Origin of the sequence: Chryseobacterium sp. CFS2 (genome assembly GCF_036543225.1) — a bacterium.
In the GTDB taxonomy this organism is placed as follows: Bacteria; Bacteroidota; Bacteroidia; order Flavobacteriales; family Weeksellaceae; genus Chryseobacterium; species Chryseobacterium culicis_A.
This window is the reverse complement of record NZ_JAZHQU010000001.1, coordinates 330439-344587: the sequence shown is the minus strand read 5'-3', so window position 1 is coordinate 344587 and position 14149 is coordinate 330439. Positions and strand designations below refer to the sequence as shown.

The following is a 14149-nucleotide window of genomic DNA, read 5'->3' as shown; positions in this document are numbered from 1 at the left end:
AAATCAACACAATGGAAAACAAGGGACAAACTACTCAAGATACTACATCAACTCAAGCAGCATCTGCTGTAGAAAACAAGAAAAAGAAAAATAAAACCAATAAAATCAGAGCTATTATTTCCAATATCATCGTTTTTTTGGTGATCGGTTTCGGATTATTCTGGTTAATACGTGAATATTTCCATATTGGCAGCAAAACCTATACAGAAGCTGCACAGGTAGAAGAATTTATCAATCCTGTTAATACAAGGGTTTCTGCTTATATCAAAGAAATTAAGTTTATTGAACATCAGCATGTAAAAAAAGGAGATACACTGGTTATCCTTGACGAACGTGAAATTCTTACCCAGCTGGGACAGGCAGAAGCAGCATATCAGAATGCGATGGCTCAAAAAACAGCAACAAGTTCTTCCGTGAATACTGTTTCCAACAATATCAATGTGATGCAGTCTAATATTGCGGGAGCAAAAGCCAGATTATGGAATGCTGAACAGAATTTAAACCGATATAAAAATCTTTTGACGGCCGAGGCAGTTACAAGACAGCAATATGATCAGGTAAAAACAGAATATGATGCTCAAAAAGCAGCTTATGAAACTCTGGTAAACCAAAAACAATCTGCAAACCTTTCTACGACTGAAGTGAAAAGTAAGCTGGGAATCAATGATGCTGAAATTAAAAGAACAAAATCTGCTCTGGATATGGCAAAAATCAACCTTTCGTACACGGTGATCACTGCACCTTATGATGGAGTAATGGGAAGAAGAACCATCTCCGAAGGTCAGTTGATCCAGCCGGGGCAACAGGTGGCAACCATCGTTCTGAATGGTCAGAAATGGGTAACGGCCAACTTCCTGGAAAGTCAGATGCCCAATATCAAAATTGGAGAAAAAATTTCCATGACAGCAGATGCTTTAGGAGGTAAACAATTCGAAGGAGTGGTAACAGCGGTTTCTGCGGCTACCGGATCAAGATATTCAAGTGTACCAACGGATAACTCTACCGGAAACTTCATTAAAGTACAGCAGAGAATACCAGTGAGAATAGAGTTTACAGCTTCCAATAAAAAAGAAGATCTGGATAAACTGAGCGCCGGAATGAATATGAACGTGAATACTAATAAAGACTAAAAGACGGAAGATATCAGATTTCAGACCATGTTCGTATGGAAAACCTAGGTTGAATGTTGAAAGTCTGCTATCTGATATCTGAAATCTATTACCTAAAAAAACATGTACAACAAAGGATTATATAACAATTGGGTACCGAAACCCATACAGCTGCTGCTGATTGTATTACTGCTTGCTGTGGTAATGCCAATCGGTGGAGTGTATACGGGGAATATCAGTTCTCTGGTAAGTGGTACCGGCGCCATGACAGAATATTTTATATGGGCCAATTATGCTACCACCATTGGTATGGGTGCTTGTATGCCTGTTGTCCTCAGAATCAAAATGAGATTCAAAGTAAGGGATAAGATGGTTTTGCTTCTGGTACTTTTAGGGCTGCTTAGCTATGTGAACGGAACTACTTTACAGCCAGTGATCTTCATATTTACTTCTTTACTCATTGGTTTTATGAAGATGATGGTCACCATAGAGCTGTTCCTGCCACTCATGGTTATGATTGGAAACCGTGGTATGTTTTATGGCGCTTTCTATACATTCGTTCTTGTGATGAATCAGGTGGCTACTTATTATGCCGCAGAGTTTGCCCTGGTTTATAACTGGCAGCAGTTTTATCTGTTTACAGCAGTTTTATGCTTTATTTTAGCATTGATACACTGGATTTTTATGCACAATAAATATTTTGCGTTAAAAGTTCCTCTTCATTATATTGACTGGTTGAGTATTTTGCTTTTCATTTCAACGTTCATGTTTTCAGCATACGTTTATTCTTTTGGAAGACAGCAGGACTGGTTCAATTCGAAGAATATCATGAATGCCAGTATCGCCGCTTTTGTAAGCTTTGCATTGCTTTCTATCCGCCAGCTAACCTTAAAACGACCGTATATTTCTTTCAAAATTTTTAAAAAGAATAACGTACAGCACGGTTTGTTCATGCTTTTCTGGTTGGGAATGTTTCTTGGAACAGCCTCTATACAGAATACTTTTGCAGTGGGAGTTTTGGGATATGATCAATTGACCAACACCAGACTGAGTTTACTTATGATTCCCGGAATTATTCTGGCCGGAATTCTTGCAATTTTCTGGTTTAAAAAAGAAAAACCTTTGAAAATGTATATTCTTTCCGGTTTTGCCGCAATGATCGGATATGCCATTATTATGTACTTTTCTATGGTACTGGAGTTCAGTTATGACAACTGGTATCTGCCTATGTTTTTGAAAGGTTACGGAATGTGTTCTCTGTTCATCTCCGTATGGTTTTATACACTGGATAAGCTTGAAATGGATGAAATGCTGGCTGCCATCGGACTTGTATTGGTTTGGAGAACTTTCCTTGCGGTCGGAATTTTTTCAACACTCTATTCTTGGTTTCAGTACCGATTTCAGGTGACAGCAATTGGAGATCTTGCCGTTTATATGGACGGAATGACCGTTACTCCTCAGAATGTAGCTGCCAATATGAAAACAATTCAGTTGAATGCCATCATCATTGCGACCAAAAAAATATTCGGATATATCATTTTAGTTGGATTTGGAGTGATGATTTATATTACTACCCATCACTTTGGAGCCAAACGTTTTCAGTATTTCAGATTTGTAAGAGTTCTTGGAGGTAAATCTGTCATTGCAAGAAGAAGACTTCGAGAAAGAAAAAAATTATTAGAAGACATAAAAGATGCTGCAGGGCCTGCAGTATAAAAGATACCTTGTTTTTCACTAGTAAAATCCTGGTCCTTCATTGGGCTGGGGTTTTACATTTTAGTAGGGAAGCTGGATGCTGGAAGATGGGAGTGGTGAAATACGGTTTATTACTATTTGTTTTTATTTAACATCTTTATTCCAAAAGAGATTCTTATAGCTTTTATTGATCTACAGTTCGTGAATAACTTCCAGCTCCCTTCTTCCAGCTTCGATCTTTAAAAAAATTAAAATTATATATTTTGTTATTTTTATTCTTTCTAAATAAGGATTATCTTTGTGAGATTATAAAACTTTGAAGTAGAAAGAATGAAAAAGCAGTATGCATTCATAGGTCTTTTGGTTTCGGGAGTGATGATTTCCCAGACCGCTAAAGATTCTATTGTCGCTAAAGGTATTGAAGATGTGGTGATTGTAGCCTCCAGAAAACCTACAAAAATCTCTGAAGTTCCGGGAACAGTGTGGGTAGTACAGAAAGAAAAGATTCAGGAACAGGCTAAAAGCGGAGTTCCCATCAAAGAAATTTTGTCGATTCTTATTCCTTCTATGGATATTGGTCCACAGGGAAGAACCAATTACGGGCAGAATATGAGAGGACGTTCTGCGCTTGTGATGATCGATGGTGTTTCTCTGAACAGCATCCGTGCCATCAGCCGCCAGCTGGATGCTATTGATCCCTTTAATATTGAAAGAATAGAGGTGCTTTCAGGAGCAAGCTCAATTTATGGAGGTAATGCGACTGGTGGGATCATCAATATTATTACAAAAATCCCTTCCAAAAAAGGAATCAGTGGAGAGACAGAACTGGGAGTGCGTACCGGATTTATGGGCAAAGACGACCATGATTTCCGTGCAGCTCAGTCTATTGCGGCCAAAGGGGATAAGTTCTTCGGAAGATTGGGAGTAGCTTATCAGCAGAATGGTGGTGTCTATGGCGCCGATCAGAAACAGCTCTTCACAGATATTACCCAGACTGACCTTCAGTATAACCAGTCGATTGACATTTTGGCTACAGGAGGATATCAGTTTAATAATAAACATAAAATAACAGCTTCCCTTCAGTATTACAATTCTAAATTTAATGGTGACCGAAGTTTATTTTTAGGGGAAAACCTGAGTGCATTTACTACAAAAAATGCTTCATTGCTGGAAATGAGAGATGGCTTTTCTTCCGATAAAAATGTAGGAACAGAACGTTATATGGCAACTGTAGCGTATAATGCAAACGGAATCTTAGGCGGACAGGATTTGTATGTACAATTGGCTACCCGTGGTGAAAAGTTAGGATTCTACCCATTTCCTGGAAATGTTACCCTTCAGACAGGAAAAATACCTTATATGTCCTCTTCGCAGCAGGATACCTATTATTCTGGGATTAAAGCTTTACTATCCAAATCATGGCGAGGACTGAATGTTACCTATGGAGCCGATTTCGATTTTGAAAAGTTTGAAGGAACACAATCTGTTTATGATATTGGAAAAACAATGTCTAGCGGAGGCTTAGTCAACGAGACCAAATATAGTTTGGGAAGATACCCAACCAATCACTCACAGAGTTATGCCGGATATGTTCAGGCAAAATATAATATCCTGCCGAAATTACAACTGAATGCAGGAATCCGTTATCAGCATATCAATGTAAAAATGGATGAGTTTGTCGGTTCAGAACAGCAGACACAGATGGCGATGGGGTATGGAAGCTCAGCATCTGCAATTCCGGGAGGTGAAAGTTCTTATAATGTAACCTTAGCCAATGCCGGATTGTTGTATAAATTCAATGAACAGCATCAGATTTGGGGAACATTTTCTCAGGGAGCAAGCTTAGCTGATCCAGCCAAGTTTTATGGAATCGGGCAATATAAACTGGTGGGAACAAATTGGGATGTGGTATCCAGCATCAATGTAAAAGAGCAGCCTCTGCAGGCGATCAAAACCAATCAGTTTGAAGTTGGGTATCGTATCAACAGAGGTGGATTAAAGGCTCAGATTGCGGGATTCCTGAGTAATTCTGATAAAACGGTTGCCGTTGATAAAAAGACCTTCCAGATTCTTGTGAATGATTTGAAATTAAGAAACATGGGAATAGAAGCTGAGGTTTCTTACGCTCTAAACAATGGAGTTTATTTTGGAGCAAGCGGACTTTTGATCAAATCTGAAGTAGATAATAAAGGAGAATGGCAGAAACAGGAAATTTACAATGCCTCTCCTTCAAAATTGGTAACGTATATCGGATATAACATTAAAAACTGGTCATTCAGATTCCAGTCTTTGCAGAATTTCAAACAGAAAGACGAGCTTAATAATGTTGTGGAAGGTTATAATACTTCAGACCTGATGATGGGATACCGATTCAACTGGGGAAAATTCAATCTGGGAATCCAGAACCTGTTTAATACCGATTATCAAACCATCTGGAGCAAGCGTTCCCAGGTATTGTATTCTACGTACGGACTTCCGGAACTGTTTAATTACAAAGGAAGAGGAAGAACATTCAACCTTTCTTACACTTTTGAATTCTAGAAAATAAGATGAAGGTAAAAATGCCTTGATCTGAAAACATATTGTATTTCAAATCCGGTTTCTGATATTGATCGGAAACCGGATTTTAATTAAAAAAATCAGTTATGGCTAAAATTTCAACAGGGTAGGAATCAATGGCATAACGTAAATTTCTTTTAACGCTGAGACTGCAAAGTTTTTTAATCCGACCTGAAAATAATTTCGTTCGCAAAGGCATTTCATTTAGCTAAGATATTACTGTTTCATTGCTGAGTGAAACGCCTTAGCGATCTTAAAGAATACGCGCATCCTTAAAAAATTGCGATCTATTGCGTTATAATAATAGCACCCAACCGCTATTATGAAAAACAACAAGAACCGGTAACTCGAAAACCTGAATCACAAACTTTGAACTTTAGTTTCTGAAGCTGTATCTTTGCACTATGAAAGATTTAATGGGCAGAGCGATCTGGGATTATTATCACAATGAAAATCCGGAGGATCTGCAGACTGAAACGTCAATTTCTGAGCTGGATGAACTTCCGGTGGATTATTTATTCAGAGAGTTTGACGAAATGAATGATATTGAACAGAAAGCACTGGAGTTATCCGAAGGAAAAGTTCTGGATATCGGAGCAGGAGCCGGTTCTCATTCTTTATTCCTTCAAAACGAAAGAAACCTTGATGTGACTGCATTGGATATTTCACCAAAATCTGTTGAGGTTTGTAAACTGAGAGGAATTAAAAAGGCCGTTTGTGAAAATATGCTTGATTTTTCCGGAGAAAATTTTGATACCATTTTATTGTTGATGAACGGTACCGGAGTTTTTGAAAGCCTGGCGAAAATTGATACTTATCTTCAGAAACTGTACACGTTGTTAGATGATAAAGGGCAAATCCTGATCGACAGTACGGATATCCTTTATATGTTCGACCGTGATAAGGATGGCGGAGTGTATATTCCAGCAGGAGGCTACTACGGAGAACTGGAGTATGTGGTTCATTATAAAGGAGAGTCTGAAGAACCGATTACCTGGCTGTATCTTGACTTCAATACATTGAAAAATGCGGCTCAAAATAACGGCTTCAAAATAGAAAGAGTTTTGAAAGATGAAGATTCTTATCTGGCAAAACTGACTAAGAAATAATTTACAAGAAGTCATTGCGAGCTGAAAGCGAAGCAATCTCAAAATAATAGAGTCATTCTGTAAACCGGGATGACTTTTTTTGTGCTTCTTTCCTAGCCCCGATAGAAACGGTTACCCCACAGCAAGGATTGGAAAGTTTCGACTAAGCTCAGGGTGGCAGCGTGGGCGCGAGGAGTAAAAGTGGATAGCGGGAATCAGCTTCTGATTATGATCTGAATAAGCGAATAACCGTTGATAACGGAAAATAAGAAAACCATTCCTGAAAATTGAAATACATCAGAACAGCAGTTGCAGCACATAAAATTACGGGAAAGACATAAGATTCTGCACGATAAGGAAGTTTTTTGGGAGTGGCTAAAACGCTTATGACAAGTAAGCCTAGAGCTCCCACTGAAAGAACTCCTATTTCCGGACTGTATCTGGATGTTATACCGAAATCAAAATGGGAAATCAGAACGTATTTTTGAAATACAAAAAAAAGAAAACCAAATACCAGCGTAAAAAAGGCGGCAAGGTATTTTTTGAGTTTGATTAAATTCAGAGATAATAAAATCGCTCCAGGAATCGGACTAAACAAAATACTGCTCACGAGAATAGTTGATCTTGAATAAAGCTTAATGGCATCAGGATCTTCTGTAATATGATCTCTCCAGACTTCTGCCTCTTCTGTACGTTTCGCTTCTTCTGCGTCTTTTTTACGCTGAATCAATTGCAGAACAGCTATTTTTTCCTGCTCATTGAAAACATGTCCTCTTTCTTCCAGAATTTCAAAAGCCATCTGAACGGCTTCCGGAACAAAGCGGTTGCCTTCTTTTAAATATCCTTCTAATTCCTGACTGGAAAGCTTTCTTAAAACATTTTTACTGACCATAAACTGTATATAAAAGAAAGGCTGCTTCTAGTGAAACAGCCTTTGATCTTTATAAGGATTTTAATTATCCGATCTCAATACCGTTTTCAACATTGCTGTCGTCCGGTGTTACGAAAGATAATTTTCCGTCTGGTTTTGTTGTTAATAATAACATTCCCTGAGATTCAATTCCTCTGATCTTTCTTGGAGCAAGGTTCAGCAGGATCATTACCTGCTTACCGATTACTTCTTCCGGAGTGAAACTTTCTGCAATACCAGAAACAACAGTTCTTACATCTACTCCTGTATCTACAGTAAGTTTTAATAATTTATCTGCTTTTTCTACTTTCTCAGCTTCTGTAATGGTTGCTGTTCTAAGATCTATTTTAGTAAAGTCATCAAATGTGATTTCTTCTTTCATAGGGTTTGCGTTAGGGTTTGTTTTTTTATTGTTTTGTTTGGTGTCTTCCAGTTTCTGGATCTGAGCTTCAATAACATCATCTTCAATTTTTGAGAAAAGGAGAGAGGATTCGTTGATTTTATGACCAGTTTCAATTAATACGGATTGATTTTCAATCGTATTCCAGTCTTTCTTTTCAACATTGAACATGTTCAATAGCTTTTCCGAACTGAAAGGCATGAAAGGTTCAGATAGCTGAGCTAATGCAACTGCTATTTGTGCCCCCACGAATAAAGATTGAGCCGCTTTTTCTGGGTTATCTTTAATGGTTTTCCAAGGTTCTTCTGTTTGAAGATACTGGTTTCCAAAACGAGCAAGATTCATTAATGCCGTTAATGAATTTCTGAACTCATAATTTTCAAGGAATCCTGAAATCTCTTTTGCAGACTTACTTATTTCCTGCAATTCAGGACTGTTGATATCACCTTGCGGAATAACACCATCATAATATTTATGAATAAGAACGGCAACTCTGTTGATGAAGTTTCCGAAGATTCCTACCAATTCAGAATTATTCTTAGTCTGGAAATCCTTCCATGTAAAGTTGTTGTCTTTTGTTTCCGGAGCTGATGAAAGAAGAGCATATCTTAAAACATCCTGTTGTCCAGGGAAGTCTTCCACATACTCATGAGCCCATACCGCCCAGTTTCTTGACGTTGAGATTTTATCGTTCTCAAGGTTCAGGAATTCAAAAGCAGGAACATTTTTAGGCATGATATAATCTCCGTGAGCTTTCATCATTGAAGGGAAAATAATACAGTGGAATACAATATTATCTTTTCCGATAAAATGTACCAGGTCACTGTTTTCACTCTGCCAGTAATCTTTCCAGTCTTTTCCGTTTTTCTCTGCCCATTCTTTAGTGAAAGAAATATAACCGATGGGAGCATCAAACCATACGTACAATACTTTTCCTTCAGCATTCGGAAGTGGAACCGGAACTCCCCAGTTAAGGTCTCTGGTCATGGCTCGAGGCTTAAGGCCATCATTCAACCAAGATTTAACCTGTCCGTATACGTTGGGTTTCCAATCGTCTTTATGACCTTCAATGATCCATTCATTGAGGAAATCTTCGTATTCGTTTAATGGAAGATACCAGTTTTTTGTTTCTTTAAGGATAGGAACATTTCCGCTAAGCATTGATTTCGGATTGATCAGCTCAGAAGGAGAAAGGGTAGAACCACATTTCTCACACTGATCCCCGTAAGCATTTTCGTTGCCACAATTAGGACAAGTTCCTACAATATAACGGTCAGCAAGGAATTCTCCTGCCTGCTCATCAAAATACTGCTCAGAAATTTCTTCCGTGAATTTTCCTTTCTCGTATAAAACCTTGAAGAAATCCTGACTGGTTTCATAATGGTTTTTAGACGTTGTTCTTGAATATTCATCAAATGAAATTCCAAGGTCAGAAAAAGATTTTTTAATGATCTCGTGATATTTGTCAACGATATCCTGAGGAGTAACTCCTTCTTTTTTGGCTCTTATGGTAATAGGAATTCCGTGCTCATCTGAACCACAGATAAACGCTACATCTTTTCCTAATCTTCTCTGAAATCTTGCGTAAACATCCGCAGGAATATAAACACCTGCCAAATGTCCTATATGAACCGGACCGTTTGCATAAGGCAAAGCTGCCGTAATCATCTTTCTGTTTGACATTTATAGTAAAGTTTTGACTGCAAAGATAAGGAATATCTGTTGAATACCGCTATTGAAGGTATTATTATGCCGAAGAAAGCAATTTTCAAAGGCTGAATATGAAATTAAGTTAAACGGTTGTTTAACCTTTTCTTAATTTAAAACAAATATTATGTAATGCATAGGACGTTCTAAATTATTGGATTTTAAAAAACTAACTAAAATCGGTTTCGTAATATACATAATTTTAACTAAAATTATATTAAATTTATAATAATTCTAATTTTTTTTTAAATTGCGAGTCTGGCTTTAGGCTAAAATAAGACTGAAAACGAAACTATAAAAAAAATAAGATTGTGAAGAATTTTGCAACAGTATTAAAAATCGCACCTGCTTTTTTACTGGCAAGTACAGTAATGCATGCGCAGAAAACGGATTCTCTTCCTCAGGAGAAGAAAATTGAAGAAGTGGTTTTGATCGGATATGGAAAACAGAAAAAATCTGACCTTACCGGTTCTATAACTTCCGTCACTGCTAAAGACTTCAACGGGGGAGCTACTTCCGCCGGGCAGCTGATCCAGGGGAAAACTCCAGGGGTACAGATTACCAATAACAGTGGAGCGCCAGGTTCCGGAACAAAAATCAGAATCAGAGGGACTTCTTCTTTAAGTGGAGAAAACTCTCCGTTGATCGTCATTGATGGTGTTCCTCAGGATTTCGTAGGAATGAATGGTGTTTCGGATCCTCTATCTTTAATTAACCCTAATGATATTGAAACATTTGATATCCTGAAAGATGCTTCTGCAACTGCCATCTATGGTAACAGGGCTTCGAACGGGGTTATTCTCATTACCACTAAGAAAGGAACAGCAGGGAAGTTCAAAGTAAATTTCTCAACAGTGACTTCCGTTTCTACTAAAATGGGTAAAGTAGATGTATTAAATGCTCAGGAGTTCAGAGATTTTGTTAATACTTATGCACCTGCAGGGTATAAAACGAAACTTGGAAATGCCAATACCGACTGGCAGGATCAAATTTATCAGGCAGCATGGGGTACAGATAATAACGTAGCCCTTTCAGGAGGTATTAAAGGTTTGCCATACCGTTTATCATTAGGGTATAATGAGCAGAACGGTATCGTAAAATCAAATTCTTTCCGCAGAACTTCCGTAGGTTTGAACTTAAATCCTAAATTCTTTGATAACCATCTATCAGTAAATGTAAACGCAAAAGGAACATTTACCGATAACAGATTTGTAGACGGAGGAGTAATTAAGTCCGCTACTTATTTTGATCCTACTCAACCGGTATATTCAGGAAACTCTAATTATGGCGGTTATTATGAATGGCTGGATTCCGGATCTGCAACAGGATATAATGTAAACGCCAACTCCAACCCGCTTGGACTGATCAATGGGATTAGAGATGTGTCTTCTGTACTCAGAGGATTGGGTAATATTCAGTTAGATTATAAGTTTCACTTTCTTCCGGACCTGCATTTCAATGTGAACGCCGGATATGATTATACCAAAAGTGACGGTCATAAATTTAAAGATGCCCGCCTGAGACCAGGTTTCGAAGATAAAGGAAGCTCAAATTTCTATTCTATGGAAAAGAAAAATAAGCTTTTGGAAACCTATTTTAATTATGTGAAAAACATCAGTGCCATCAAAACAGGGGTGGATATTACCGCGGGTTATGCTTATCAGGATTTCAATATTTTACTTCCCGGAGCTATAACGTATAGAGGAACAGGGATCAATTCACAAGACTTGAACTTTGAAACTCAAAATACATTGATTTCATTCTATGGAAGAGCCATTTTTACCATAGATAATAAATATGTTATTTCAGGATCAGTTCGTAAAGATGGTTCTTCAAGATTCTTTAACGGAACCAGAGATAATGTATGGGGTGTTTTCCCGGGAGTTTCCCTGGCATGGAAGCTTAATGAAGAAAACTTCATCAAAAATATATCATCTATCAGTACATTAAAGCTGAGAGCAGGATGGGGTAAAACAGGTCAGCAGGAATTACCTGCACTTAATGGTAACAAGCCGAACAATTACCCGGCCTTTGCAGCGTACAATCCAAGTTATCAGGGAGCAGGATATCAGTTTGGAAATGAATTCTATTTCATGTTCAGACCTGCTAACTATAACCCGAATCTTACCTGGGAAACAACTACTACCAAGAACTTAGGATTAGATTTTGGTTTTAATAAAAACAGAATTACAGGATCAATAGATGTCTTCAGAAAAGATACCAAAGATCTTTTGGTATATGCTGACGAACCTGCGGGAGGCTTAAGCAATGCAAGCTGGCAGAATGTTGGTGATATGAAAAATGAAGGGATTGAAGGAAGTATTACCGTAATCCCGGTTAAAAACCAAAATACAACCTGGGAAGTAAGCTTTAATGCTACTCACTATAAACCGGTGGTCACTAAGCTTAAAGACAGAGCTGATGAATCATTTAATATGGAAGTAGGAGGTATTGAAGGAGGTTCAGGGAACAGAATTCAGGCTCATGCAGTAGGATATGCACCTAATTCATTCTGGGTATACCAGCAGGTATATGATAACAATGGAAAACCTGTTGATGGAGCCTTTGTAGACAGAAACGGAGATGGAGCAATCAATACGAAAGATATGTATTATTACAAATCTACTACACCTGATGCCATTTTAGGTTTCTCTACCAAAGTATCTCATAAGAACTGGGATTTTGCATTAAGCGCAAGAGCTGTATTAGGAAATTATGTCTATAATAATGCTGCTTCAAATAGTTCACTGCAATCAGCATCTACCAACGAATATCTTCAAAACGTATTCTCTACAGCACCTCAGTATCAGTTTGCTGTTCCTCAGTACAAGTCTGATATTTATGTTGAGAATGCTTCATTCCTGAGGCTGGATAATATCAATGTAGGATACAATTTCGGGGAAATTTTCTCGAAAGGAAGCAATCTGAAAATATATGCGATGGCTCAGAATGTTTTTGTGATCACTAAATACTCAGGCGTAGATCCTGAAGTTTTTGGCGGAATAGATAACGGTTACTATCAAATGCCTAAAATTTACTCTTTAGGTCTTAACTTCCAATTTTAAATAAGAATTCAATGAAACTAAATAGAATTAAACTTAAAAATATAGTATTGCCTCTTTCGGCAGTATTTTTATTGACAGCAGCTTCTTGTGTGAAAGATCTTGAAAGAGAACCTATCACAGATGTTACTTCAGCCAGTATTTATAAAGATTTTGCCAATTATAAAAATGTTCTGGCAAAACTTTACGGAGGACTTGCTATGGGAGGTCAGGTAAGTGGAGATGGTGATCAGCCGGATAGTGATATTAACGGAATTAATGGTGGTTTTTCCCAATATACCAGATTAATGTACACCCTGAACGTTGTCACAACCGATGAAGCTGTGATTGGATGGAATGACGGAAACCTTCATACCCTTCATAAAATGACCTGGGATGCTTCCAACGAATTTATTGCGGCGATGTACTATAGAGTATATACAGAAATTGCATTTTGTAATGAATTTCTAAGAAACGTAACAGATGAAAAATTGGCTTCCAATAATATTACAGGAGATAATCTTGCCCAGGCAAAATTAATGAGAGCGGAAGCCCGTTTCCTGAGAGCGCAATCGTATTTCCATGCTATAGATATGTTCGGGAATGTTCCTTTTGTAGATGAATCCTATTTACCAGGTTCTATCAATCCGCCACAAAGAATAGAGAGAAAAGCATTATTTAATTATATTGAATCTGAATTACTTGCTGTAGCAGGAGAATTAAAAGATCCTAAAACCAATGAATATGGAAGAGCTGACAAAGCAGCCGTATGGTCATTATTGGCAAAACTATACTTAAATGCTGAAGTCTATACAGGAACTCAAAGAAATACAGACTGTATCACCTACTGTAATAAAGTAATTGCAGCAGGATATTCTTTAAAACCAAAATATGACGATTTATTCCTTGCGGATAATAATATCAACAATCCTGAACAGATTTTAAGTGTCAATTTTGACGGAATCAATACACAGACTAATGGAGGAACTACTTATCTGGTACATGCTGCAATAGGCGGAGATATGAAAGCTGCTGATTTTGGAGTGAATGGGGGATGGAGTGGTTTAAGAACCACAAAAGCATTTGTAGGCCTGTTTCCAACGAATGGAAGTGATAAAAGAGGAAGATTCTTTACTTCAGGACAGAATTTGGAAATTAATGATTTAGGTTCATTTACAGATGGTTATGCTTTTATCAAATTTAAAAATGTTAAAAGTAACGGATCTGTCGGAGCTCACACCAACTGGGTTGAAGCCGATATCCCATTATACCGTTTAGCAGATATCTATCTGATGTATGCTGAAGCTGTATTGAGAGGAGGAGCTGGCGGAAACCAGGCTACAGCAATCGGTTATATTAACCAGTTGAGAGAACGTGCCTATGGAAATACAAGTGGAGATGTATCTTCTATCAATCTCAACTTTATTTTAGATGAGAGAGGAAGAGAGTTATCTTGGGAAATGACCAGAAGAAGTGATCTTATCCGTTTCAACAAGTATACAACGGGAGATTATCTATGGCCATGGAAAGGAAATGTAAAAGATGGTAAAGCAGTGGAAAGTTATAGAAACCTTTTCCCGATCCCTGCTAAAGACATCGTAGCAAATCCTAATCTGATTCAGAATCCTGGATATTAATTT

The 14149-nt window shown here is 37.7% G+C and carries 8 protein-coding genes; 6 read left to right on the top strand and 2 right to left on the bottom strand.

Annotated elements, in window-relative coordinates; genetic code table 11:
* Positions 1-11: 11 nt before the first annotated feature.
* The 4 genes from ODR02_RS01540 (at position 12) to ODR02_RS01525 (ending at position 6472) form a co-directional block, all read left to right on the top strand.
* Positions 12-1130, top strand: coding sequence for an HlyD family secretion protein (locus tag ODR02_RS01540; RefSeq protein ID WP_209785195.1), 1119 nt, complete (start codon positions 12-14; stop codon positions 1128-1130).
* 102 nt (positions 1131-1232) lie between these two features.
* On the top strand, positions 1233-2825 hold the full coding sequence (locus tag ODR02_RS01535; protein ID WP_309511421.1) for an MFS transporter: 1593 nt from the start codon (positions 1233-1235) through the stop codon (positions 2823-2825).
* Between the two features lie 309 nt (positions 2826-3134).
* Positions 3135-5345, top strand: a complete 2211-nt coding sequence (locus tag ODR02_RS01530; protein ID WP_309511420.1) for a TonB-dependent receptor — start codon at positions 3135-3137, stop codon at positions 5343-5345.
* Positions 5346-5767: 422 nt separating this feature from the next.
* A complete protein-coding gene (locus ODR02_RS01525) occupies positions 5768-6472 on the top strand; it encodes a class I SAM-dependent methyltransferase (protein ID WP_309511419.1) in 705 nt (234 codons plus the stop codon).
* Between the two features lie 205 nt (positions 6473-6677).
* On the opposite strand, the gene ODR02_RS01520 is transcribed toward ODR02_RS01525, so the two are convergent.
* Together ODR02_RS01520 and metG are read right to left on the bottom strand one after the other, a co-directional pair.
* Positions 6678-7343 (bottom strand): hypothetical protein, encoded by a 666-nt coding sequence (locus ODR02_RS01520; protein ID WP_309511418.1) that lies wholly within the window; start codon positions 7341-7343, stop codon positions 6678-6680.
* A gap of 64 nt (positions 7344-7407) precedes the next feature.
* Positions 7408-9444 carry a methionine--tRNA ligase gene (gene metG, locus ODR02_RS01515; RefSeq protein WP_309511417.1) on the bottom strand — a complete coding sequence of 679 codons (2037 nt, stop codon included), beginning with the start codon at positions 9442-9444 and terminating at the stop codon, positions 7408-7410.
* Between the two features lie 335 nt (positions 9445-9779).
* Between metG and ODR02_RS01510 the strand changes: the two genes are divergently transcribed.
* Positions 9780-12533 (top strand): SusC/RagA family TonB-linked outer membrane protein, encoded by a 2754-nt coding sequence (locus ODR02_RS01510; protein ID WP_309511416.1) that lies wholly within the window; start codon positions 9780-9782, stop codon positions 12531-12533.
* 11 nt (positions 12534-12544) lie between these two features.
* On the top strand, positions 12545-14146 hold the full coding sequence (locus ODR02_RS01505) for a RagB/SusD family nutrient uptake outer membrane protein (RefSeq protein ID WP_309511415.1): 1602 nt from the start codon (positions 12545-12547) through the stop codon (positions 14144-14146).
* The last annotated feature ends 3 nt before the right edge of the window (positions 14147-14149 follow it).